The sequence below is a fragment of the Streptomyces sp. NPDC007929 genome (assembly GCF_042959065.1).
Taxonomy (GTDB): domain Bacteria; phylum Actinomycetota; class Actinomycetes; order Streptomycetales; family Streptomycetaceae; genus Streptomyces.
This window is the reverse complement of record NZ_JBIBKD010000014.1, coordinates 60,943-84,379: the sequence shown is the minus strand read 5'-3', so window position 1 is coordinate 84,379 and position 23,437 is coordinate 60,943. Positions and strand designations below refer to the sequence as shown.

Sequence of the window (23,437 nt, the reverse complement as noted above, 5' to 3'; positions counted from 1 at the left end):
TGCGCAGTCTGTTCACGGACAGGAATCCTGTCAATGGTCTAGCCTCCTCTCATGCTCGACACACAGGTGGCCAAGGCGTCCCCCTCCCTGCTCTACATGGTCAAGCAGGTGGAGCTCGTGGTGCGCTCGCACCTGGACGAGCTGGTCAGGCCCTCGGGGATCACCGCGCTCCAGTACACGGCGCTGACCGTGCTGGAACGGCACGACGGACTGTCCGCCGCCCAGCTGGCGCGCGACTCCTTCGTCACCGCCCAGTCCATCGCGGACCTGGTCCGCTCCCTGGAGGGCCGCGGACTGGTGCGCCGGGAGCGCAACCCCCGCAACCGCCGGGAGCTGCGGATCCTGCTCACCGACTCCGGTCGCGAGCTGCTGGCCCGGCACGCGGGGCCCGTCCGGGAGCTGGAGGAGCGGATGGTGCGCGACCTCACCGCGCACCAGACCGAGCAGTTCCGCCAAGCGCTCATCAAGGCCTGGCACGCCCTGTCCTGATCCGGCCGGCCTGACCGACGCGCCCTGGAGACACGCCCGCGCACGCCCCGGCGTGAACCTCGGCCAACTCGGCCAGAATTCAAAGACATATGTCAATCGAACATGCTCAAATTCACTCGTTGGAGGGTAACTTGCACTGCGGGGACCGGCGTTGAGGCCGTCGCCCCTCCCCAGGCACGGAGCAGGCTGGAGGCGATCTCGTCGTGCGGCAGGAACCTGCACCGCTCACCCGGCATCTGCGCGTCCGCCGGGAACGGGGGCACACGGTGCTGGAGTTCCGCGGTGAGATCGACCTCGCCGCGGCATCCGAGATCGCCCCGCACCTGGACCGGGAGACCGGCCGCCCCGCCGCCCGGATCGTGCTCGACCTCAGCGGGATCGACTTCTTCGACTGCTCCGGCCTGCGCCTGCTGTACCGGGCCCGCAGCCGGGTGCTCGACCGGCGGGGCCGGGTGCTGCTGGTGTGCGCGCACCCGCTGACGCTGCGCGTCCTGGGGATCACCGGACTGTCCCGGCTGCTGCCCCCGCAGCCGACGCTGGACGCCGCCCTGGAGCGGCCCGAGGCGACGTACCGCCCCTGACCGAGGTGCGCCCCCGCGTGCTTCCCGCGCCGTCGCCGAATCCTCAACTCGGCGGTCTGGCGGGGACTTGGGCGGGCATCCGGACAGGAGGAAGGAGGGCCGTCGCATGACGACTCCCGTCAAGCGCCTCCCCAGGCGCATGCCCGGCTGGGCGAAGGTGGTGGCCGCACTCGTGCTGGTGTCGGCCGTGTTCTTCGCCGGGCTCCGGCTGAGCGTGCTGCCGGGCCTGAAGGACCTGTTCGGCACCGAGACGCACGACCGGTCCGGCCCCGCGCTGCTGAAGTCCGTCCAGGACCTCAGCCGCTACGACGCCGCCTCCGGCAACTTCCAGGTCGTCGTGGACCTGGAGAAGGACGCCAAGCTCCTGCCCGACGCGATCCGCGGCACCCGCACCCTGTACGTCGGCGCCGGCACCGTCGACGCCTACGTCGATCTGGGCAAGGTCGGTGAGAACGACGTGAAGGTCAACGACGACCGCACGTCCGCCACGCTCCGGCTGCCCCACGCACGGCTGGGCAAGCCCGCCCTCGACCCCGAGCGCTCCTACGCGGTCTCCAAGCAGCGCGGTCTCTTCGACCGCCTCGGCGACCTCTTCTCGGACAACCCCAACGGCGAGCAGGCCGTGCAGAAGCTCGCCGTGCGGCACATCGGCGACGCGGCGAGGGAGAGCGAGCTGACCGCGCGCGCCGAGTCGAACACCACCGGCATGCTCGAAGGCCTGCTGCGCTCCCTGGGCTTCAAGGAGGTGCGGGTCTCGTACGGGAGCTGACCGGTTCCCGAGGGCGCGGCCGCGAGCGCGCGGCGGCGCCCGGCCGGGAGTGTCCCCGCGGATCGCGGGCAGACCGAGTGAGGGCACGGTCCCCGGCGGCACCGCCGGGAACCGTGGCCGGAACCGATCCCCCACGGCATCGTCGGCGTATCCGGGGGTAACCGCCCTGTCACGCAGGGACGTTGAAGACTGGAGGACTCCTCATGGCCAGTGCGGCCTCACGTCCCCGGACCCCCGGGAGCGAGCGGCGCCCGCTTCCGTTGCCCGTCCGGCTGCTGGCGATGCTGTGCGCGTTCGTGTTCATGGTGGCCTTCGCCGTGGTGCTGGCCCGGCTGACCCTGCAACCCTCGCCCGCCTCGGCGGCGCTGACCCACAGCAACCTGACGCCGGGCAGTTCCCTGAGGGCCTACCTCGACCAGCCCGAACTGCGGGACGCCGTGAAGCAGATCGGCGGCAACCTCCTGCTGGGCATCCCCTTCGGTGTCCTTGTGCCCGTGGTCGCCCCGCGCACCCGCGGCATCCTGCGTGTGCTGTTGCTGACCGCGATCGTGATGCTCCTGGTGGAGTTCGCCCAGGGCGCCCTGGTCACCGGCCGGGCCTTCGACATCGACGACGTCATCCTCAACACGACGGGCGCCCTCATCGGCTACCTGCTCCTGGGGCGCCGCCTCAGCAGGGCCGTGCACGCGCGCAGGCCCCGCCCGGGCCGGTCCGGGGAGAAGTCGCCGGCCGGCAAGGCGTAGGGGCGTCACGCCACAGCCCCTAGTGCACGGTCCAGGTGTACTTGTCGCCGCCCACCCAGCGGACCACGTCCGGGTCGTCCATGTCGTGCACGGTGATCCCGAACGCGGCCGCGGCCGCCAGCACGTCGGTGACGGCCCGGGCCTCCCCGACCACCTGGCCGTCGATCTGCACGATCCGGAACGGCGGTGTGCCCGGCTGCACCCCGAGCACCAGGATCCTCGGGTGGGGTATGTACGGGCTCGCGCTTTCGGTCATGCATCGAGCGTAGAACGCAACCGGCGGCGGCGCGGGTCCAGGACGCCCCGTGTGCGGCACGCGGGGTGCTGGGGAACCCTTGAGGGGGAGGTGACGATGGACCCCGTCGAGGCACTGGACCGGATCGCCTTCCTGCTGGAGCGGTCCCTGGCACCGACCTACCGTGTGCGTGCCTTCCGTACGGCCGCGCGCGTGCTGAAGGACCTGGGCGGCGACGAGGTGCGCCGGCGGACCGCGGACGGCTCGCTGGAGGAGCTCAAGGGGGTGGGCCCGAAGACGGCGCAGGTGGTGCGGGAGGCGCTGGCCGGCCAGGTGCCCGGCTATCTGGAGAAGCTGGAGGGCGAGGCGCACGAGCAGCCGGCTGTGCGGGGCGGGCAGAAGCTGCGGGCGCTGTTGCGCGGGGACTGCCATCTGCACTCGGACTGGTCGGACGGGGGCAGCCCGATCGAGGAGATGGGCCGGGCCGCGGCGGAGCTGGGCCACGAGTGGGCGGCGCTGACCGACCACTCGCCCCGGCTGACGGTGGCCCGCGGGCTGTCGCCCGAACGGCTGCGGGAGCAACTGGACGTGGTGGCCGAGCTGAACGGGACCTGGGCGCCGTTCCGGCTGCTGACCGGCATCGAGTGCGACATCCTCGAGGACGGCACCCTCGACCAGGAGCCGGAGCTGCTGGACCGGCTCGACGTGGTGGTGGTGTCGGTGCACTCCAAGCTGCGCATGGACGCCCGGTCGATGACCCGGCGGATGGTGGCCGCCGTACGCGATCCGCACTCGGACGTGCTGGGGCACTGCACGGGGCGGCTGGTGACCGGCCGGGGGCGGCCGGAGTCGCAGTTCGACGCGGACGAGGTGTTCGCCGCCCTGGCCGAGACGGGCACGGCCCTGGAGATCAACAGCAGGCCGGAGCGGCTGGACCCGCCGCGGCGGCTGCTGCGCCGGGCGGTGGACGCGGGGGTGCTGTTCTCCGTCGACACCGACGCGCACGCGCCCGGGCAGCTGGACTGGCAGATCAACGGGTGCGCGCGGGCGGAGGAGTGCGGGGTGCCGCCGGAGCGGGTGGTGACCACCTGGTCCCTCGACGAGCTGCTGGCCTGGACCCGGGAGCGGCGGATGCCGGCCGGCGTGGCGAGCGGCTGACGTGGTACCCGCGCCGCCGAGAGAAAGGGACTGCACCTATGGGAAGCGCGGGACGGGCGGCCGTGTTCGATGTCGACGGCACGCTGGTCGACACCAATCATCTGCATGTCGTGGCCTGGTGGGAGGCCTTCCGGCAGGCGGGGCACGACGTGCCGATGCACGCCGTGCACCGGGCCGTGGGCCTGCCGTCGACCGACCTGGTCGCCCACCTGCTGGGCGAGGACCGGGACACGGATCATGACGCCGCCCTCAGCGCCGGGCACAAGGCGCTGTACGGGCAGTACTTCGACCGGCTGCCCGCACTGCCGGGGGCCGGGGACCTGCTGCGGCGGCTGCACCGGGACGGCTGGACGGTGGTGCTGGCCACCTCGGCGGGCGGCGCGGAGCTGGGCGCGCTGCGCCGGGCGATCGACGCCGACGAGGCCATCAGCGCCACCGCGAGCGCCGACGACGTCGCCGAGGGCAAGCCCGCCCCCGAGCCGGTGGAACACGCCTTGGAGCTGGCCGGGGTGCCGGCCGAGCGGGCGGTGTTCGTCGGCGACACCGTGTGGGACATGCGCGCGGGCAGCAGGGCCGGGGTGCGCTGCCTGGGCGTCCTGTGCGGTGGCATCCCGCGTGCCGATCTGGAGGACGCCGGCGCGGACGCGGTCTACGCCGATCCCGCACACCTGCTGTCCGCCCTCGACGACGGTCCGCTGGCATGAAGCGAGGTGAAACCCCCGGTCACGGGGATACCCGCAGCGTATGACGCGTGTGACGAGTGCCGTACAGCGGGCGGCGGGAGCCTTCCGCGGGCGGAGGGACGAGGAGACGGACACCGGGGGCGGCGCGGATGGGCGGCACCGGGGAGCACCGACGGCACAGGGGCGGATGCGCGACCTGGAGCGGGGAGCGCCTGGTGTACGGCCCTTGGAGGCCCTGCGGCGCGACACGCGCGGCGCCTGGCGCGCCGTACGGGCGGCCTGGCGCGGGCCGGGGCGGGAGCGGGATCTGGTCGTCCAGTCGCTGAAGGCGGCCGGGGCGGCGGTGCTCGCCTGGCTCATCGGCGGCGTCTGGATGGGCGACCCGCTGGCGCTGATGGCGCCCTGGGTGGCGCTCGTGCTGGTGCAGGCCACGGTCTTCAGTTCACTGGTGCAGGGGGCGCGGCAGTTCGGCGCGATCTGCGTGGGCACGCTGGTGGCCTCGGGAGCCCAGGCGATCACCGACGACACGACCGGCGCGCTCGCCCTGTCCGTACCGGTGCTGATGCTGCTCGCGAACTGGCCGCGCTTCGGCGACCAGGGCATCTACGCGGCCACCACGGCCCTGTTCACCATCTCCTCGGGGATGGTGAGCCTGTCCGCCGTCGGGCACCGGGTGGAGCAGGCCGCGATCGGCGCGGTCATCGGCGTCGCCGTCAACGCGCTCGTGCTGCCGCCGATCCATCTGCGGGACGTGCGGGAGAACCTGGCGGCGCTCGCCCGGGAGGCCGGGAACGTGCTGCACACGGTCGCCGGCGATCTGCGCGAGGGCGAGTGGGACGCCCAGACCGCCTCCGGCTGGGTCAGCGCCTCGAACCGGCTGGACCACCGTCTGAAGGCGCTGCGCTCGGCGCGCCGGTGGAGCCAGGAGAGCCTGCGCCTGACCTACGCCCCGCTGCGCGCCCTGCACCGCGTGTCGCAGCAGGGTGTCCTGCCGTCGGAGGACGAGGACGAGCGGCTCAGCCGGGTCACCGGGCACGTCGCCACACTGACCCGGGCCCTGTCGGTGTCCGTGGACGACACCCGTACGCCCGCCCCGCCCGAGGGCCCGGCCCTGCGCTCGTACGCGCGGCTGCTGGAGCTGATCGGGGACGCCCTGTGCGCGGAGGCCGACAGTCTGCTGGAGGGCGGTGTGACCGCCCGGCCGGAGGAGGAGAGCGAGAAGGCGATGCAGGAGCTGCACGAGGAGTTGCAGGACCGGCTGCGCCGGCACGCCGGGGAGGGGGCCGCCCACACCGCCGTCCTGGGCACCCTGCTCCTCCAGGCGGAGAACCTCTGGGCCGAGACGGTGACCGGCGACGAGGAGCAGTGACGCACCTCACCGGGCGGGTGTGCCGCGCGCGGAACACTCCACGGTGGTTGCCCGTTGAACAAGACGAGGGTCCGGACAGGACCCGCACCGGAGCCGCCCCGGCCGTGATTCCCCCGTCCGGCCGGGGCTTTCCTCCGTCCCCGTGCAAGACGCGCCACCCGGGTACTCGGTCACCGCTCGCGGAACCTGCCGAGAGGAGCGCGCGGTGAGCAGCGCACAGGGCATGAGAGTCGTCGTCACGGGCGCCACCGGCAACGTCGGCACGAGCGTGGTACGCGCCTTGTCGGAGGATCCGGCGGTCGCCTCCGTGCTGGGCCTGGCCCGGCGGATCCCCGACCGGTCGCCCCCTGGGACGGACTGGGCCGCCGTCGACCTGGCCTCCGAGCGGTCCGATCTCGTGGAGCACTTCACGGACGCCGACGCGGTGGTCCATCTGGCCTGGGCGTTCCAGCCGACGCACGACCCGGCCGCGACCTGGCGCACGAACGTCCTCGGCAGCATGCGCGTCCTGGACGCCGTCGCCGCCGCGGGTGTGCCGGCGCTGGTGCACGCCTCGTCGGTCGGCGCGTACTCCCCCGGCCCGAAGGACGAGGCCGTGGACGAGTCGTGGCCGACGCACGGCTGGCCGGACGCCGCGTACTGCAGGGAGAAGGCGTATCTGGAGCGGGCGCTGGACACCTTCGAGCGCGACCGGCCGAAGACGCGGGTGGTGCGGATGCGGCCCGCCTTCCTGTTCCGGCGGGAATCGGCGAGCGAACAGCGCCGCATCTTCGGCGGCCGCTTCCTGCCCGGCCCACTGGTCCGCCCGGAGCTGCTGCCCTTCCTGCCCGACGTTCCCGGGCTGCGGATGCAGGCACTGCACACGGACGACGCGGCGCACGCGTACCGGCTGGCGCTCCACTCCGATGTGCGGGGCGCCTTCAATCTGGCGGCCGGCCCGCCGGTCGACGCGCGGCTGCTGGGCGAGATGTTCGACGCGCGTCCGGTACGGCTGCCCCGCACGGCGGCCCGGTCGGCGATCGCCGCCGCCTGGGGCCTGCGTCTGCTGCCCGCCTCCCCGCACCTGTTCGACGCGGTGCTGCGGCTGCCGCTGATGGACTGCACGCGTGCGCACACGGAGCTGGGCTGGCGGCCGGAGCACACGGCGCCGGAGGTGCTGGAGGAGTTCCTGCTGGGCCTGCGGCAGGGGGCGGGGGCGCCCACCGAGCCGATGCGCGGACGCAAGGTGGGCTGACGACCGGAAGGGCTTCCCGGAGCGAACCCGGAACGGCTTCCCGGACACGAACCCGGAACGGCTTCCCGGACACGAACCCGGAAGGGCTTCCCGGACCGGGGGACGACCGGGAGATCCGGGACATGCCCGAGGGCCGCGGCCGGCCCCCACAGCCGGCCGCGGCCCTCGGTGGGACGCCCTCCTCAGGCGGAGGGCTCGTCCGGCACCGGGTGCTCGGTCTGCTCCGTTCCCGAGCGCGGTGCTCCTTGCCGGCCCGTCCCCGCCTCGTCGGTGTCGGGGACGTCGTCGGCGGGCTCTTCGGTCTCGCCGGTCTCGTCGTCGTCGCGCGGCGTGTTCTCGCCGTCGGTGCCCGTGAAACGCGGGGCGACCTCCCAGGGGTCCTCACCGTCGTCGGCCTGCTGGTCCGGCATGTCCCGCGGGATGGGGTCACCGTTCTCGCCGGGTCCTTCGAGGCGGTGGTCGGTCACGGCGCGCTCCCTTCTGTCGTCCGGGCGCCACGCGAGTACCTCCGCGGTGATCGTCGAAACCTCAGCGCGGCGTCCTCTCCTGAAGCGCCGTGCGCCAGGCCGGTACCGGGTACTCCGGCGCCGGGTCGGGGCGCCGTCCGCCGCGGGCGAAGAAGTCGGCGAGCGGCAGGATCGCGGCACCGACCGTCACCGCGTCCGGACCGAGCCGTCCGAGGTCGACGGTCACCTTCCCGGCCGGGTGGCGCAGCGCGTACGACATGGCGTGGCGGCGCACGGCGGGCAGGAAGCGCGAGCCGAGCGCCAGGCCCGCCCAGCCGCCGATGAGGATGCGCTCCGGCTGGAAGAGGTTGATCAGGTCGGACAGCCCCGCCCCCAGGTACTCGGCGGTCTCCTCCAGGACGGCCAGCGCGACGGGGTCGGCCGCGGTGCCCTCGGCGGGGTAGGCGGCGGCGAGCATCGTGGTCAGGGCGGTCTCCTCGTCGGTGCCGTCCGGGACGCGGCCGCCCTCCTCCCGCCAGCGGGCGAGCAGCGACTCGGCGCCCGCGTACGCCTCCAGACAGCCGAGCGCGCCGCACCGGCAGCGGCGGCCCCGCACCCGGACCGTCAGATGCCCCCACTCGACGGCGCGGCCCTGTTCCACGTCGGGGGTGACGAGGCTGGCGCCGACGCCGGAGCCGAACAGCACCACGACGGCGTTGCGGGCGCCGCGTCCGGCGCCGAACCACATCTCGGCCTGGCCCAGCGTCTTGGCGCCGTTGTCGATGAAGTACGGGACGGTGTCCGGCAGCGGGGACCCGGCGCGCAGCAGCGCCTCCAGCGGGACGGCGTCCCAGCCGATGGTCTGCCCGTGCACGAGCGCTCCGCGGCCTGCGGTGCGCTCGACGATGCCGGGGACGCCGATGCCGACGCCGAGGAGCCGCTCGGGGGCGAGGCCGGCGGTGTCCAGCACTTCGGCGATGCCGTGCCGGATGTGGTCGACGATGGCCTCGACCTCGTAGCGCTGGGGCGACAACGGGCGTTCGACGCGGGCGAGTTCGGTGAGGGTGAGGTCGAACAGCTCGACGCGGACCCGGGTCTCGCCGACGTCGACGCCGATCATGTGGCCGCTGCCGGGCGCGACCCGCAGCAGGGTGCGTGGGCGGCCGCCGTCGGAGTCGACGCTGCCGGCCTCCTCGACCAGCCCGTCGGCGACCAGGTCCGCGACGACGTTGCTGACGGAACCGGAGCTCAGGCCGGTCGCCGGCCCGAGTTCGAAGCGGCTGAGCGGGCCGTCGAAGTAGAGCCTCTGCAGCACGACCGTGCGGTTGGCCCGCCTGAGATCGCGTACCGTGCGCCCGTTGCGCGCCGCCATGTGACTCCCCTCGCATCCCCTGTCCGACCTGCAACATACCGTCGGGGCCGGGCTCGGCGCGACATTCCTCCACCCCTTATTTCACGGTGTGAGCTAACAGGGCGTCCAGCCGGGCCCGTCAGGCCGCCTCCGCGATCTCGTCCAGGGCCCCGACCAGTTCCGGCGCGACCGTCTCGCGCACCCGGCGCCGCTGCTCCTCCCCGGCCTGGCGGGGTACCGTCTCGGTGATCATGATCAGGTACAGATAGGCGCGGTACAGGGCGAGGCGCAGCCGGGCCGGGGTGTCGAAGTCCGCCCGGCCGCCTGCCTCCCGGTAGCCCGCGAGGAACTCCTCGTCCTTCCTGATGTCGCCCAGCAGCGCGAGGGAGACGAAGTCCGCCAGGGCGTCGCCCCAGAACATGCGCTCGCCGTCGATGAGGCCGCCGATCCGCACCTCGGTGTCCGTGCGGTCGACGAGGATGTTGCCCCGCCACAGGTCGAAGTGGACGAGACGGGGGACGGTGACCTCGTCGAGGGCGCCGTACGCGGAGGCGGCGGTGCGGGCCACCGCGTCGACGGGCCGGGGAAGCGGTGCGTCGTAGCGCCGGGCGTCGTCGAGGACCGCGTCGAACATCGCCGTGAACGCGGTGCGCCAGTCGGGGGCGAGCGGACCGAGGGCGCCGGAGGGGTAGCCGAAGCCGGGGCCCGTCTCACGGTGCAGGCGGGCCACCTGGCGTCCCAGTTCCGTGCGCAGGGTCAGCTGCTCCGGGTCGGTGAGCGTGCCGTCCCACGGCAAGCCCGGGACGGCCGTCATCAGCAGGAAGTCGTCCCCCGCCGACACCTCGTGCGGTGCCGGGACCCCAGCCCGGGCTGCCGAGCGGCAGAACTCCGCCTCCGAGACCAGCAGCCGCTTCTCGTGCCGCAGTCCGGGTACGGCCGCGGCGGGCGGGACCTTCAGCACATAGCGGGCGCCGTCGATGAGGCGGAGCTCCTCGACGGTGTTGTACGTGCCGCCGGTCAGCGGGGCGAGATGGGCGAGGCCGCCGGGGTCCAGGCCCGCCGCCGCCAGGACCTGCCGGGCCCGTTCCCAGGAGTCCACCACGTACGCCCACCCCTCCCCCGCCGCTTCGGTCAGCCGGCCGCGTACACGTCCTCGACGTAACGCCCGTCCGCGATCAGCCCGTCGAGCCACTGCTCGGCGGCGGCCTCGTCGGCGCCGTCGACGGCCCGCGTGTGCTTGCGGAACAGCGTACGCAACGCCTCCCGCACCCCGGGCGCCATTCGGGAACCGTCTCCGCAGACGTACACCCGCGCCCCGGCCTCCAGCAGGGCCCACACCTCCGCCGCCTCGGCGGCGACGCGGTGCTGCACGAACCGCACCTCGCCCTCGGGGGCCTCACTGAAGGCGGGGCGCAGGGACACGGCGCCGACGGTCTCGGCGGCCCGCAGTTCCTCGGCGTGCAGGAAGTCCGCGTCGGGGGCGTCGCAGCCGAAGTAGCACAGGGCCGGGGCGAGTTCGGCACCCGTCGCGAGGGCGGCCGCGCGGTCGGCGATGACACCACGGAACGGCGCGAGGCCGGTGCCCGCCGCCACCATGACGACCGGCGGCGCGTCGGCGGTGACGTCGACGCGGAAGGCGTCCCGGCAGGGCTGCACGCGCGCGTACACGGTGTCGCCGGGCTCGACGCCGGTGAGGTGGCCGGAGCCGGTGCCCCGGTAGACGCCCCGGCCGGAGCGGGCGGGCGCCTGGAGCAGCGAGACCATCAGGTCCACATGGCGGGGATCGACGGCGGGCGAGGAGGAGACGGAGTAGTGGCGCGGGCGCAGCGGCGTGAGCAGGTCGATCAGGAGCGGCCAGTCCAGGGCGCCGCGCAGGGCCGGGTGGTCCTCCAGGATCTCCACGAGGGTGCGCGGGTCGTCGGTGAGGGCGGCCAGGGCCGCGCGCTCCGGCGGGCACGGGTTGGCGGCGGCGAGCGCGGCCAGCTGCCCGGCGCTCGGGCGCTCCTGCAACTCCACGTGGTGGGTGAGCAGTTGCCGTACCGTCACGGGCCGGTCCACGGCGATGCCGTCGCGGCGCGGGCGGGTGGCGCGGATGTCCAGGACCGTGTCGAGGTCGACGCCGAGCGCGGTGGCGGCGCGTGTGACGAGGTCCGGGGCGTTGGCGGGGAGCACGGTGAGGTGGTCGGCCGTGCGGTAGGTGACGCCGTCCGGCAGCGCGACGCGGACCAGGCGCTTGCGGCGCGGGTGGCCGGACGCGGTGAGGTCCCGGGCCTCGGTGACGCGCATGGGGAGGAGGCCGTGCCGTTCGGCGAGGGCGTCGAGCGGGCCGCCGGTCACGGTGCGGACCTCGTAGGCGGTGGCGGGCTCGGGCTCCGGGGTGGTGGCGTCCGGGTCGCCGTAGCGCTCCAGGAGTGCGCGGCGCAGGGAGGCCGTGAAGGCGCGGACGGTGGCGGTGAGATCGCCGGAGGCGTCGGCCGCGGCACGCTCCAGCAGGCGGACGGCGCCGGACGCGGCGAGCCGCTCGTCGATGCGGGTGGGCACGTGCTGGTAGGTGGCGGCCCAGTTGCGGTCGCCGACGCCGAGGACGGCGTAGGTCACGCCGGACAGGTCGTGGGTCTCTTCGAGGCGGGCGGCGAAGGCGGTGGCGTCGTCGGTGGGGCGGCCGTTGTAGGAGGCGGCGGCGATGACCACGGGGCGGTCGGTGGGCAGGCCGTCCGGGTAGGCGTCGAGCGGGGCCACCTCGGTGGCGCAGCCGAGCGTGGCGGCCTCGTCGGCGAGCTGCGCCGCGAAGTCGCGGCAGGTGCCGTAGTTGCTGCCGTGCAGGAAGAGCGCGGCCGTGCCGGGGCGGACCCGGGAGGGCAGGTCCCGTGACGCGTCCGGCTCCGCCTGCCGGACCGGGGCGGCGCCGGGCAGCGGCGGGTGGACGCGGTCGGCGGCGGTGCGCGGCGTGAGCGCGAGGGTGAAGCCCTCGGGCTTGAGGGTGAGGGTCTCCTTGACCGTGAGCCGGTAGCCGGCGTGGTCGCTCAGCCGGTAGCGGTGGACGAGCATGGCCAGCAGCATGGTCGCCTCGTGCAGCGCGAACTGCCGTCCAATGCAGGCGCGTTCGCCGGTGCCGAACGGCTTGAAGGCGTGCACCGGGCGATCCGCCTCGGCCTCGGCGGTGAAGCGGGAGGGGTCGAACAGCTCGGGGTTGTCGCCCCATACGGGCTGCCGGTGCAGCATCGGGGTGAGGACCAGGGCGGCCTGCCCGGCGCGCAGCGGGATGCGCCCGCCGAGCAGGGTGTCCTCGCGGGCCTGCCGGGAGAAGACGGCTGCCGTGGGCCACAGCCGCAGGGCCTCGTTGAGGACCTGACGGGTGTAGGTCAGCCTGCCGATCTCGTCGTAGGTCGGCTCGGGGTCGGCCGTGTCGCCCCACAGCGCGTCGGCCTCGCGTTGCACCAGCTTCAGGGCGGTGGGGTGCTTGGCGAGGTAGTACAGCGCGAAGGACATGGCGCCGGAGGTGGTCTCGTGGCCGGCGATCAGGAAGGTGATGACCTGGTTGCGGATGTTGGCGGTGTCGAGGGTGGTGCCGTCGGCGGGGTGCTCGGCGGTGAGCATCAGGCCCAGCAGGTCGTCGGCGTCGCTCTGGTCGGTGCCGGTGCGCGCGGCGATGACGTCGTCGACGACCCGGGCCAGATGGGCGGAGTCGTCACGGAAGGCCGCGTCCTGCGCCGCGTAGTTCCCGCCGGGGACGCGTGCCAGGCGGGTCATGCTCCACTCCAGGCAGCGGACCATCGACTCGACGAAGGGGTGCGGCTCGGCCCGCTCGAAGGAGCCGAAGTCGTAGCCGAAACCGGCGAGTCCGATGGTGTCCAGCGTCATACGGGTCATGTCGTCGGGCACGTTCACCGGCTGCCCGGCGCGGGCGTCTCGGTCCCAGGACGCGATGAGGCGGCGGGCCACCTTCAGCATCACGGGGTGGTAGGTGCGCATCGAGCCCAGCGCGAAGGCGGGCATCAGGATGTCGTGCGCCTTGGCCCAGTTGGGCTCGTCGTTGTACGCGGTGAACAGGCCGTCGGCGGCGAACTCGCGGACGTTCTCCAGACCGGGCCCGATGTGCTTGGCGAACCGCCGCTCGTCCGCGAGCTCGGCCACGAGGTCCAGGTCGCCCACGAACAGGGTGTCCCGCCCGTACAACCGCCGCACGAACACGGGCCCGTGCTCGCGCATCAGGTCCATGGCCTGCTGGATGGGCGCGCCGCCGGGTCCGGTGGCGGTGATGTCGGCGACGGGGACACCGGGGAGGGTGTCGGCGGTCAGGGGAGTCTGTCCGGTGGGGGGCATGACGCGGCAACTGCCTTTCGCGGTACGGAAGTACTGCCCTCCAGCGTGATCCACCGGGCCCGGGGGCCGGTGCCGCAAAACTGCATGATTGTGTAGTGGGAGCAGATGCGCCGCTCTTGCGCGGGAGCGGCCCGGCGTGGCAGGAGAGGCTCGTGGACCTGGCTCGGCAGGAGGCCGTGACGTGGCGCAACCGCGCTCTGCTGCTGTTCGACCGGGTCGCGATGCCGGTCGCGGTGTGCGATGTGTACGGGGCGGTGCTGCTGGCCAATCCGGCGATGGCCGCGGAGTGCGGTACGACGCCGGGGCGGCTGCGTGGCCTGGACGTGCTGGACCTGTTCCGCCCGCGGGAGGCCACGCAGGTGGAGCGCGTCGCCGAGGCCCTGCGGCTGCGCCACCGCTCGCGCTACCAGGTGTCGGTGCGCTGGCAGGCCCCCGGCGGCGTGGAGCGCCACGGCGAGCTGACGGCGGACCCGGTCAGCGACTCGGCGCAGGACACCCCGGCGCTGCTGGTGATGCTCCGGGTGGACGCCGAGCCGGCCCCCTCCCCCACCGCCCCCGCCGGGGCGGCCCGGGTCACACCGATGGAGGCCCGTGTCCTGGCACTGCTGGCCGGCGGCGCCACCACGGCCCGGGCCGCCCGCGAGACAGGCCTCACCCCGGACGGCGTGACCTACCACCTGCGCCGGCTGTCGTCCCGCTGGGGCGCGTCCCACCGCACGGAGCTGGTGGCCCGGGCCTATGCGCTCGGCGTGCTCAGCGCCGGGGTCTGGCCGCCGGAGGTCGCGGAGGCCCCGCACGACGCGGAGGCCCTCGGCGACGAGGCCTGACGGAAATCCGCTGGCCCCCGCGCGGCACGGCCCCCTAACCTGACTGCACCCCCAAAACCTAGGACCCCTAGGTTTCCGGACGACCACTCTCAGGAGCCCCCCGTGCAGTCGCTCACCGAGCAGGACATCCGCGCCTCCTTCGTCAACTGCTCCAAGGGCGAGGCCAAGCGCCTGGCCGTGCCCCGGGACCTCGGCGAGCGCCCCTGGGACGATCTCGACTTCCTCGGGTGGCGGGACCCGGGGGCACCCGACCGGAGCTATCTGGTGACCGAGCGGGCCGGGCGGCTCGTCGGCGTGTCGATGCGGTTCCAGGCCGCGCGGCGCGGGTTCCTGCACCGCAGCATGTGCTCGCTGTGCCTGACGACGCACCCGCGGGGCGGGGTCGCGCTGATGACGGCACGCAAGGCGGGAGCGGCCGGGCGGGAGGGCAACTCCGTCGGGGCGTACATGTGCACCGACCTCGCCTGCTCCCTGTACATCCGCGGCAGGAAGGCGCTGGACGCCGGGTCGCGGTTCGAGGAGAGCCTCACCGTCGAGGAGCAGATCGAGCGGACCAGGGGTCATCTGACCGCCTTCCTCGACAAGGTGTACGCCTGATCCCCTCGGTCGCCCGCGGTATGCCCCGGCGCTAACGTCCTTCATGAGCGTCCTTCATGGATGTGTCCGACGGATGCGTTCGATGCGCCGGGAAGGGGAACAGCCCCAGGATGCGAGAGGTACGTGAGTGGACGGCGCGCGTCGAGCGGATCGTGAGGAAGCGTCGTGATCCCGTGGTCGTCCAGACGCTGCGGTCGGCGACCGCGGCGACGATCGCGTACGTCATCGCGCTGCGTCTGAGCCCCGAGCCGGCCCCCCTCACCGCTCCCCTGACGGCGCTGCTGGTCGTCCAGGTGACGCTCTACGCCACGATCACCAACGGCTTCAGGCGGGTGAACGCCGTGGTGACCGGCGTCCTCGTCGCCATCGCGTTCAGCCTGCTGGTGGGCCTGACCTGGTGGAGCCTCGCCCTACTGCTGCTCGCGTCGCTGGTCGTGGGGCGGCTGGTGCGGGTGGAGGAGTACGTCCCCGAGGTCGCGATCAGCGCGATGCTCGTCCTCGGTGTGACCAGCGTCGGCGACTACGCCTGGGCCCGGGTGGTGGAGACGCTGATCGGCGCGTCCGTCGGGCTCGCCTGCAACCTGCTGCTGTCCCCGCCGGTGTGGGTGGAGGAGGCGGGCGAGTCGATCGACGGTCTGGCGCGCCGGCTGCGGCAGCTGATGCTGCGCATGGGCGAGGAGGCTGCGGGCGGCACACCCGTGGAGCGGGCGGAGAAGCAGCTGCACGAGGCGCGCCGGCTGGACCACGACATCGTCGAGGTGGACGCGGCGCTGCGGCAGGCCGAGGACAGTCTGCGGCTCAACCCGCGTGTGCAGGACAGCGTGCTGCACCGGGTCGTGATGCGCACCGGCCTGGACACGCTGGAGATCTGCACGGTCGTCCTGCGGGTGCTCGCCCGGTCCCTCACCGACCTCGCGAAGGAGCGGGAGCCCGAGCCGCTGTTCGAGGCCGAGACGGGCGCCGCCCTGGAGCAGGTGCTGTCCGAGATCGCCGACGCCGTGGTGAGCTTCGCGGTGCTGGTCACCACGCACCTCAGCGCGAGCGCCGAGTCGGCGGAGGAGCGTCTGGCCGCGGAACTGCGCACCGCCGCGGGCACCCGCGACAAGCTGGCCCTGCTGCTGCGCGAGGAGGCCGAGCGCTCCCCCGAACACTGGCAGCTGCCGGGCGCCGTCCTGACGGAGGTCAACCGCATCCTCGACGAGCTCGACACCGAGCACCGCACCCGTCGCCTGTTCGAGGAGCTGGACCGGGTGTCGCGCGAGCAGCGCGCCCGGATGCCCCGGCTGACGCGGCTGCGGGAGCGGCTGGGCGTCACCGAGCAGCTGTGGCGGAACCGCGCGGGGTTCGACGCGCGTTCTCGCTGAGGGGGACGCCGGCAGGGGGCCGGCCCCGGATGCGAGGAGCGGGCCGATGGCCGACACCACCGTGCGGATCGACGGGAACACACTGCGGCTGCCGGGCGGGGTCGCGGTGCGGTTCATCCGCACCCTGCGCCTGCCGGAGAGCGGCACCCATCCGCTGCCGCCGGGCCTCGGCGAGTTCCCGGTGCGGCGGGTCGCCGACTACGCGGACCGGGTTCCCGAGGCGTGGCGGGCGCGCGGCGGTGTGATGCTGCCGGTGTATCTGCGCGAGGCGATGTGGCTGAGCTTCGCGGGCACCTCGGAGCCTGCCGCGCTCCAGGTCGGTGTCGGCAAGGTGTGCGCGGTCTCGGGCCGGCCCTGGAGCGACCGCCCGGCCCGCGACCCGCAGAACTACGTGGTGCTGCCCCGCCAGCCCTGGCTGGACGGCATCAACTCCGGCACGGGCACGGTCCGGCAGTTCGTGGCCGTCCCGCTCGGCCTGGGCGCCACCGTCGAGGGGCAGGTCACGGGCGAGGAGGTGTGGGGCGGCGTGCAGTTGCAGTCCTTCGCGCTGAACGACCGGGCGCTGGCCCGGTGGCGTGCGGAGGAGCGGCGGCGGCCGGTGCCCCCGGCGCCCGCGCAGCCGGGGGGCCACGGTGGCGCGATGCCGATGCCGATGGCGTTCGGCGGCCCGGCCGCCGGTGGTCAGGGTGCGCCCGCGGCCGGTGGTTACGGCGCCGCGGTGCCGATGGCGGCCCCGCCGGCCCCCGGTGCCGCGCCCGCGGCTCCGGCGAGCGCTCCGCGCGCGGCCGCGGCCATGGGGCTCGGGGTCGGTGGCTCGATGCGGCAGGAGGTCTACCAGGACGAACGGCCGCTCGCGGACTGGTCGCGGCAGCCGTCGGGCCGGGTCTTCGTGCACCTGGTGACGCCGCCGGAGTGGCGCCGTATCACCGGCGAGGCCGCGCCGCCGTCGCCGGTGGACCGGGCCGCGTACACGAGGGCGGGCCTGCCCTGGTTCGACTACTACGACGAGGAGGCGCAGGACCTGGCGGCCACGGACGAACTCCGGTCCGTGAAGCCGGTCGGCGACTGGCTCGGCGACGACCACGAGCCCTGGCAGCCGCCCACGCCGGGGCAGACACAGCAGCTCAGGGACGCCCCGGGCAAGCCGGTCGAGGACGGGGACTGGTGACCGGCCCGGCGCGGCCCTCCCCCGTGCGGGACCGCCGGGGCCGCCGCGACGGACCCGCACCACGTGCGACACCCCGGCCGTTGTTGCACGCGGGCGGTGGGAACCGCCAGGGTGGCTGTCACGACGGGGACGAGTGACGACCTGAGGGGCGACATGGACAGTGGTGGCTGGAGCAGGCGCCGGTTCGTCGGCGCGCTGGCGGGCGGAGCCGCCGTGGCGGCACTGCCGGCCTGCGACAACGCACCGGCGCCCGCGAGGACCGCGACCCCGGCCCCGGAACCGGGCACGTCGCGGGGGGCCCGCCGCCCCTCCGGGCCCCGCCCGCTCTACGTCGGCACCTACACGTCCGTCGAGGGCGGCGGTGCGGGCATCGGGCTGGCCACGTACGACCCGGCGACGGGCCGGATCACCGGCGACGGCACGATCCCCGGTGTCGGGGACCCGTCGTACCTCGCGCTCCACCCGGACCGCGGCACGCTGTACGCGGTGGACGAGCGCGACGACGGCGCGGTGACCGCCGTCCGGCTGTCCGACCGGAAGGTGCTGGGCAGCCGGAGCACCGGCGGGGCGGCCCCCTGTCATCTGTCGGTGCATCCGGGCGGGCGCTGGCTGCTCAGCGCGAACTACGGCTCGGGCAGTGTGGCCGTGCACCCCATCGACGCCTCGGGCGCTCTCGGCGAGCGCACCGACCTCGTCCGGCACACCCGCCCGGCGCCCGGCCCCGGCCAGGAGGGCCCGCACGCCCACCAGTTCGTCACGAGCCCGGACGGCGGCCATGTCCTCGCCGTGGATCTGGGCACGGACACCGTCTACACCTACCGGCTGGACGAGAAGGCGGGCACACTCACCGAGGTCGCGCAGGCGCACACCCGGCCCGGCGCCGGCCCGCGCCAACTCACGTTCCACCCGGGCGGCCGGTACGCCTACCTCGCCAACGAGGCCGACAACACCGTCGCGGTCTGCGCCTACGACAAGGCCTCCGGCCGGGTGACCGTCGGTGAGGCACAGTCCACGGGCACGGGTCCCGGCACCAGCTACCCGGCGCAGATCCTGGTGACCGCCGACGGGCGCCACGCCTTTCTCGCCAACCGCGGCCACAACAGCCTCACCCGCTACGCCGTCGAGGCGGACGGCGCCCGGCTCCGGCTGCTCGGCACGGTGCCGGTGGGCGGGGACTTCCCCCGGCAGATCGCCTTCGCGCCGGGGGGCACGCTGCTGTTCGCGGCGAACCAGAAGTCCTCCACCGTCACCGTCTTCCACGTGGACCGGGCGAACGGCGAACTGCGGCGCGCTGGAGAATCGTTCCCCTCACCCGTCGCCGTCTGCGCGCTGCCGCTGTAGGGCCCGTGGGCACGACGCGGCGGTGGCCTGGCTGAGCAGGATGTGCATGCGCTCGGTGAGCTGCGCCACGTCGTCCGCGGGGGCGTGGAAGGCCAGGCGTACGTCGCCGTGGGTGCGGGCCCGTTCGATGCGCAGCGTCAGTCCGTGCCGGTCGACGGCGAGCGGCTGGACGCGGACCGCGCCGTGCAGGCTGCCCGAGTCGACGAGGCGGGTGAGCCGCTCGACGGCGTCGGCGTGGCAGTCGGCCAGATGGGTCAGCAGCCGGGCCTCGGCCGTGGTGAGCGGGTCGGGCGCGGCGGCGGCGAACTCGTCGAGGTCCACGAGCACGGACCCGGACGGCTGCCGCAGCACGACCCGCGTGGGCGTGAAGGCGAGCCGCGCCCCCTCCACGGCGAACCAGCCCGCGAGCCAGAGCCGCGAGCGGATCCGGTTGCGGACGGGGACGGGCGCGACGTCGGCGAACTCCAGCACGGCGGACGGCTCGCCGCGGGGCGCGCAGATCGCGGCCGCGAGCAGGCCGCTGTCCTCCGGCACCTCGACGAGCACCCTGCCGTCCTCGCCCACGGTGTGCGCGCCGACCAGTTCCTCGCGCGTGCCCTCCGCGGTCACGGAGCAGGACCACGCGGCGGCGAGCACCGAACGCGCCCGCTCCGCCGCGGCGGGAGCCGCCGTCCAGCTGTGGCTGTCGTCACCCATCCCAGACCTCCTTAGGTAAGCCTCACCTAACCTATCGAAGATCGGGGTGTGCGCCAACCACGCCACCCGCTCGGTTCAAGACCTTTCAGGGCGTGAGGACGCCGAGCAGGGCGCGCGTGCACAGCTCGCGCACCTGCTCCCGCCCCAACTCCGTGCCGCGCAGCCACTCCAGGCAGACGGCCGTGGTGAACGCCAGCCAGCCGCGCACGGCCAGCCGGACCTCCGGCCGCTCCTCGAAGGAGGGCCCGAATTCGGGATCCGCGGCGAGCGCGGCGAGGATCTGCCGCTCCTGCGCGGCCAGGGCGCGCTGGTAGACCCGCTGGACCGCCTGATCCCCGGCCGCGTCGGCGCGATGGAAGGCCCGGTAGCCGTGCGCGTGCGCCTGGACGTACTCCAGGAACGTCTCGAGACCGGCCGTGAGCTGCTCGCGGACCGGCACGCCGGGCACCGCCGCGGTCATCCGCAGCATGCGCTCGCTCTCCCGCTCGACGACCGCCGCGAAGAAGTCCCGCTTGGTCGGGAAGTAGTGGTACAGCAGCCCGCGTGACACCCCGGCGATCTCGGCGACCTGCTCGATCCACACGTCGTCGAACGCACTCTCCGAGAACAGCCGCGCCCCGACCGACAGAAGCTGCTCCCGGCGCTCCTCGGTGCTGAGCCGGCGGCGCGTGCGCCCGCCCTGGTTCACGGCCATGCCCGCACTTTACTTGACGCCGGTTCAACAACCGGACCAGACTGAACCGCGCTATTGAACCCACGTACAACACATGCGAACCCGCCGCCGCATCAAGGGAGATCGCGTCATGACCCGGACGCCGATACGGACCGGGGAGCCCAAGGGGTTCCGCAGCGCCGAGCTGGGCTGGCCGGAGCTGGACCGCATTCCGCATCCGCCACGCCGCGTCCCCCTCCTCGGCGACGTCGTGGGCGTGAACCGCAGCACCCCGATCCAGGACTCGCTGCGCTGCGCCCGCCAACTGGGCCCGGTCTTCCGGCGGAAGGCGTTCGGCAAGGAGTTCGTGTTCGTGTGGGGTGCCCGGCACGCGGCCGACCTCGCGGACGAGTCCCGGTTCGCCAAGCATGTGGGCCTCGGCGTGGCCAACCTCCGGCCGGTCGCCGGGGACGGCCTGTTCACGGCGTACAACCACGAGCCGAACTGGCAGCTGGCCCATGACGTGCTCGCGCCCGGGTTCAGCCGTGACGCCATGGCCGGCTACCACCCGATGATGCTGGACGTCGCCCGGCGGCTGACGGAGCACTGGGACCGGGCGGCGGCCGCGGGCCGGGCGGTGGACGTGCCCGGCGACATGACCAAGCTGACCCTGGAGACCATCGCGCGCACCGGCTTCGGGCACGACTTCGGTTCGTTCGAGCGCTCCCGGCCGCATCCCTTCGTGACCGCGATGGTGGGCACGCTGACCTACGCGCAGCGGCTCAACACCGTGCCCTTCCCGCTGGCTCCCCTGCTGCTGCGCGGCGCGACCCGCCGCAACGCGGCAGACATCGCCCACCTCGACGACACGGTCGACGAGCTGATCCGGGCCCGGCGCGCCGGCCGCGGCGGCGGCGAGGGCGACCTGCTCGACCGCATGCTGGAGACCGTCCACCCCGGCACCGGAGAGCGGCTGGCGCCGCAGAACGTCCGCCGCCAGGTCATCACCTTCCTGGTCGCCGGGCACGAGACGACCTCGGGCGCGCTCTCCTTCGCCCTGCACTACCTCTCCCGCCACCCCGAGATCGCGGCCCGGGCCCGCGCCGAGGTGGACCGGGTGTGGGGCGGCACGGCGGAACCGGCCTACGAGCAGGTGGCCCGGCTGCGTTACGTCCGCCGGGTGCTGGACGAGTCACTGCGGCTGTGGCCCACCGCGCCCGCGTTCTCCCGGGAGGCCCGCGAGGACACGGTGCTGGCCGGGGAGCACCCGATGCGGCGCGGGGCCTGGGCGCTGGTGCTGACGCCGATGCTGCACCGGGACCCCGAGGTGTGGGGCGCGGACGCCGAGGGCTTCGACCCCGACCGCTTCGACGCACAGGCCGTACGGTCGCGGCCCCCGCACACCTTCAAGCCGTTCGGGACGGGCGCGCGGGCGTGCATCGGCCGCCAGTTCGCGCTGCACGAGGCCACGCTGGTGCTCGGACTGCTGCTGCGGCGCTACGAGTTGCGGGCCGACCCCGCCTACCGGCTGCGCGTGGTGGAACGGCTGACGCTGATGCCGGAGGGCCTGAGGCTGCACCCGGAGCGCCGCACGGCGGTGCCGGAGCCGGCCTCAGACCTGCGCCGTCCAGTGCCCGGGGCGGGTGGCTGAGCCGGGCAGCCGGGTCCCGGCACTGCCCCGGGCCGCGTTCAGCTGCGGCTGGGTGAGGAAGAGCGCCCCGGTCAGGTCGGCGTCCGAGAGGTCCGCGTCGCGCAGGTCGGCGCCGATCAGATCGGCGCCCCGCAGGTCCGCGCCGGTGAGGTCGGCGGCGATCAGACAGGCGCCGCGCAGACTCGCGCCGCGCAGGTCGGCGCCCTTGAGACGGGCACCCATCAGGTCCGCGCCCCGGCGGTCCTTCCGACGGCCCTTGACGCCGGCCCTGGCCAGCTCGCTGGTCCTCAGCAGCAGGACGTTGACCTCCTGGCGGTGCGCCGCCACGTCGAGACCGGCGAGCTGCTCGGGCGTCCCGGCGGTCAGCTCCTCGGTCTTCGCGAGCGCCTTGCGCAGCTCGGCGTGGACGGGCCGGGCCGCGGGCAGGGCGAGCGCCTCGGTCAGGTAGTACAGCAGCTCGTGCAGCTGCCGGACGACCGGGAAGACCTCGAACATGCGGCGGGCCCGTTCCGGTGGCCCGGTCCGCCAATCCTGCCCGCCGAAGGTGATCTGCGAGACCTGCTGCCCGGCGCCGAAGCAGTCGTAGACCGTGCAGCCGGTGAATCCCTGCTGCCGGAGCCGGGCGTGGATCCCGCAGCGGTGGTCCTCCCGGAGGTTGCGGCAGGGCGTGCCGGCGGCCTTGTCGACCGCGAAGTCGGCCGAGGCGGCGAAGGGCAGGGCGACGCAGCAGAGCCCGAAGCACCGCGCGCAATCGCCGCGCAGCTCCGCCCGCTCGGTCTGGTGTTCTCGCATGCGGTTCAGCATACGGAACGATCATCGACGGGTGCGTTCCGGTCACGCCGCCGGGCCGGGCACCTCCAGACGCTCCAGCCGCTCGGGATCGGCCAGGATGTACATGTCCGTGATGCGGGCGTCCACGACGGTGACGCCCATGACCGACTGGACGTGGTCCCCGTGCATGCTGACCACTCCAACCGCGCCGTTGACCAGGACCAGCTCCGCGGCCCGCGTGAACGGGGCGAACATGAGCGCCTGCTCGGCCACCGCCGTGGCGCCCCGGACCAGCTTGGAGGCGGCCGCTCCGCGCACCAGGGCACCCGAGTCGGCCCGCAGCAGCACATCCGGGTGCAGGACGGCCAGCAGCGCCTCGAAGTCCCCGGCGCGTGAGGCGGCCAGGAACGCGTCGAGCACCTGCTTCTGCCGGCCGAGGTCCGGCTCGGCCGACGGGGTCGCACCGCGCACCCGGCGCCGGGCGCGGCTGGCCAGCTGCCGGGTCGCGGCGGCACTGCGCTCCACGATCGGCGCGATGTCGTCGAACGGCACGGCGAACATGTCGTGCAGCACGAACGTGAGCCGCTCGTCGGGCGCCAGGTTCTCCAGCACCACGAGCAGGGCCAGCCCCACGGAGTCGGCCTTGAGTACCTCCTCGGCCGGATCGGCGACCTGCGCCAGGGGCCGGAGCACCGGGTCCGGGACGAAGGCGTCGCCCATCGGCTCCTCGCGGCGTGCGGCGCGCGAGCGCAGCAGGTCCAGGCAGACGCGGCCGGTCACGGTCGTCAGCCAGCCGCCGAGATTCTGAATGTCGTGCGCGTCGGCGCGGCTGAGCTTGAGCCAGGCCTCCTGGACGGCGTCCTCCGCCTCGGACAGCGATCCGAGCATGCGGTAGGCCACCGCCCTGAGGTGTCCTCGGTGTTCCTCGAACCGCCCGGCCAGTTCCTCAATGCCTGTCATGGTCTCCCCCGTCGTCCGTCGATCAGCCG

At 74.0% G+C, this 23,437-nt stretch carries 23 protein-coding genes; 14 read left to right on the top strand and 9 right to left on the bottom strand.

Annotated features, from left to right (window positions below):
• Window positions 1-51: 51 nt before the first annotated feature.
• The 4 genes from ACFZDE_RS34945 (at window position 52) to ACFZDE_RS34930 (ending at window position 2,582) form a co-directional block, all read left to right on the top strand.
• Window positions 52-489, top strand: coding sequence for a MarR family transcriptional regulator (locus ACFZDE_RS34945; protein WP_390999357.1), 438 nt, complete (start codon window positions 52-54; stop codon window positions 487-489).
• Window positions 490-692: 203 nt separating this feature from the next.
• Complete coding sequence (locus ACFZDE_RS34940; RefSeq protein WP_390999360.1) at window positions 693-1,070, top strand: anti-sigma factor antagonist; 378 nt, start codon at window positions 693-695, stop codon at window positions 1,068-1,070.
• A 106-nt stretch (window positions 1,071-1,176) separates the two neighbouring features.
• Window positions 1,177-1,839, top strand: coding sequence for a DUF4230 domain-containing protein (locus ACFZDE_RS34935; protein WP_390999362.1), 663 nt, complete (start codon window positions 1,177-1,179; stop codon window positions 1,837-1,839).
• 203 nt (window positions 1,840-2,042) lie between these two features.
• Window positions 2,043-2,582 carry a VanZ family protein gene (locus ACFZDE_RS34930; RefSeq protein ID WP_391207254.1) on the top strand — a complete coding sequence of 180 codons (540 nt, stop codon included), beginning with the start codon at window positions 2,043-2,045 and terminating at the stop codon, window positions 2,580-2,582.
• 19 nt (window positions 2,583-2,601) lie between these two features.
• On the opposite strand, the gene ACFZDE_RS34925 is transcribed toward ACFZDE_RS34930, so the two are convergent.
• The gene (locus ACFZDE_RS34925) at window positions 2,602-2,838 is read right to left on the bottom strand and encodes a hypothetical protein (protein WP_390999368.1); all 237 of its coding nucleotides are present in this window, start codon (window positions 2,836-2,838) and stop codon (window positions 2,602-2,604) included.
• Between the two features lie 96 nt (window positions 2,839-2,934).
• On the opposite strand from ACFZDE_RS34925, the gene ACFZDE_RS34920 reads away from it, so the two are divergent.
• The 4 genes from ACFZDE_RS34920 (at window position 2,935) to ACFZDE_RS34905 (ending at window position 7,261) form a co-directional block, all read left to right on the top strand.
• Window positions 2,935-3,975 carry a PHP domain-containing protein gene (locus ACFZDE_RS34920; RefSeq protein WP_391207251.1) on the top strand — a complete coding sequence of 347 codons (1,041 nt, stop codon included), beginning with the start codon at window positions 2,935-2,937 and terminating at the stop codon, window positions 3,973-3,975.
• Window positions 3,976-4,013: 38 nt separating this feature from the next.
• Window positions 4,014-4,679, top strand: a complete 666-nt coding sequence (locus ACFZDE_RS34915; RefSeq protein ID WP_391207249.1) for an HAD-IA family hydrolase — start codon at window positions 4,014-4,016, stop codon at window positions 4,677-4,679.
• Window positions 4,680-4,845: 166 nt separating this feature from the next.
• Window positions 4,846-6,027, top strand: coding sequence for an aromatic acid exporter family protein (locus tag ACFZDE_RS34910; protein ID WP_391207914.1), 1,182 nt, complete (start codon window positions 4,846-4,848; stop codon window positions 6,025-6,027).
• Window positions 6,028-6,232: 205 nt separating this feature from the next.
• Window positions 6,233-7,261 carry an NAD-dependent epimerase/dehydratase family protein gene (locus ACFZDE_RS34905; RefSeq protein ID WP_391207246.1) on the top strand — a complete coding sequence of 343 codons (1,029 nt, stop codon included), beginning with the start codon at window positions 6,233-6,235 and terminating at the stop codon, window positions 7,259-7,261.
• A 182-nt stretch (window positions 7,262-7,443) separates the two neighbouring features.
• Here the strand turns inward: ACFZDE_RS34905 and ACFZDE_RS34900 are convergent, their stop codons facing one another.
• From ACFZDE_RS34900 to ACFZDE_RS34885, 4 genes are all read right to left on the bottom strand, one after another.
• Window positions 7,444-7,728, bottom strand: coding sequence for a hypothetical protein (locus ACFZDE_RS34900; RefSeq protein ID WP_390999376.1), 285 nt, complete (start codon window positions 7,726-7,728; stop codon window positions 7,444-7,446).
• A gap of 61 nt (window positions 7,729-7,789) precedes the next feature.
• Window positions 7,790-9,079: an ROK family protein gene (locus tag ACFZDE_RS34895; protein WP_390999379.1), complete on the bottom strand. Its 1,290-nt coding sequence runs from the start codon at window positions 9,077-9,079 to the stop codon at window positions 7,790-7,792.
• A gap of 118 nt (window positions 9,080-9,197) precedes the next feature.
• On the bottom strand, window positions 9,198-10,160 hold the full coding sequence (locus ACFZDE_RS34890; RefSeq protein ID WP_391207243.1) for a phosphotransferase: 963 nt from the start codon (window positions 10,158-10,160) through the stop codon (window positions 9,198-9,200).
• Window positions 10,161-10,189: 29 nt separating this feature from the next.
• Window positions 10,190-13,381, bottom strand: coding sequence for a cytochrome P450 (locus tag ACFZDE_RS34885; RefSeq protein WP_391207240.1), 3,192 nt, complete (start codon window positions 13,379-13,381; stop codon window positions 10,190-10,192).
• 152 nt (window positions 13,382-13,533) lie between these two features.
• Between ACFZDE_RS34885 and ACFZDE_RS34880 the strand changes: the two genes are divergently transcribed.
• The 5 genes from ACFZDE_RS34880 (at window position 13,534) to ACFZDE_RS34860 (ending at window position 18,678) form a co-directional block, all read left to right on the top strand.
• The gene (locus ACFZDE_RS34880; RefSeq protein WP_391207229.1) at window positions 13,534-14,208 is read left to right on the top strand and encodes a PAS domain S-box protein; all 675 of its coding nucleotides are present in this window, start codon (window positions 13,534-13,536) and stop codon (window positions 14,206-14,208) included.
• Window positions 14,209-14,310: 102 nt separating this feature from the next.
• Complete coding sequence (locus ACFZDE_RS34875; protein WP_391207224.1) at window positions 14,311-14,805, top strand: FBP domain-containing protein; 495 nt, start codon at window positions 14,311-14,313, stop codon at window positions 14,803-14,805.
• Between the two features lie 110 nt (window positions 14,806-14,915).
• Window positions 14,916-16,169 (top strand): FUSC family protein, encoded by a 1,254-nt coding sequence (locus ACFZDE_RS34870; RefSeq protein WP_390999394.1) that lies wholly within the window; start codon window positions 14,916-14,918, stop codon window positions 16,167-16,169.
• A 46-nt stretch (window positions 16,170-16,215) separates the two neighbouring features.
• Window positions 16,216-17,337, top strand: coding sequence for a hypothetical protein (locus ACFZDE_RS34865; protein WP_391207221.1), 1,122 nt, complete (start codon window positions 16,216-16,218; stop codon window positions 17,335-17,337).
• A 153-nt stretch (window positions 17,338-17,490) separates the two neighbouring features.
• The gene (locus ACFZDE_RS34860; protein WP_391207902.1) at window positions 17,491-18,678 is read left to right on the top strand and encodes a beta-propeller fold lactonase family protein; all 1,188 of its coding nucleotides are present in this window, start codon (window positions 17,491-17,493) and stop codon (window positions 18,676-18,678) included.
• Here ACFZDE_RS34860 and ACFZDE_RS34855 read toward each other — a convergent pair.
• Window positions 18,646-19,374 (bottom strand): DUF2470 domain-containing protein, encoded by a 729-nt coding sequence (locus tag ACFZDE_RS34855; protein ID WP_391207214.1) that lies wholly within the window; start codon window positions 19,372-19,374, stop codon window positions 18,646-18,648. The two genes, ACFZDE_RS34860 and ACFZDE_RS34855, sit on opposite strands and share 33 nt — an antisense overlap.
• 85 nt (window positions 19,375-19,459) lie before the next feature.
• The gene (locus ACFZDE_RS34850) at window positions 19,460-20,068 is read right to left on the bottom strand and encodes a TetR family transcriptional regulator (protein WP_390999403.1); all 609 of its coding nucleotides are present in this window, start codon (window positions 20,066-20,068) and stop codon (window positions 19,460-19,462) included.
• A 109-nt stretch (window positions 20,069-20,177) separates the two neighbouring features.
• On the opposite strand from ACFZDE_RS34850, the gene ACFZDE_RS34845 reads away from it, so the two are divergent.
• Window positions 20,178-21,677 carry a cytochrome P450 gene (locus tag ACFZDE_RS34845; RefSeq protein ID WP_390999407.1) on the top strand — a complete coding sequence of 500 codons (1,500 nt, stop codon included), beginning with the start codon at window positions 20,178-20,180 and terminating at the stop codon, window positions 21,675-21,677.
• Here ACFZDE_RS34845 and ACFZDE_RS34840 read toward each other — a convergent pair.
• A complete protein-coding gene (locus ACFZDE_RS34840) occupies window positions 21,639-22,481 on the bottom strand; it encodes a pentapeptide repeat-containing protein (RefSeq protein ID WP_391207211.1) in 843 nt (280 codons plus the stop codon). The two genes, ACFZDE_RS34845 and ACFZDE_RS34840, sit on opposite strands and share 39 nt — an antisense overlap.
• A 30-nt stretch (window positions 22,482-22,511) precedes the next feature.
• Window positions 22,512-23,408: an RNA polymerase sigma factor SigJ gene (gene sigJ, locus ACFZDE_RS34835; protein ID WP_391207208.1), complete on the bottom strand. Its 897-nt coding sequence runs from the start codon at window positions 23,406-23,408 to the stop codon at window positions 22,512-22,514.
• Window positions 23,409-23,437 lie beyond the last annotated feature (29 nt).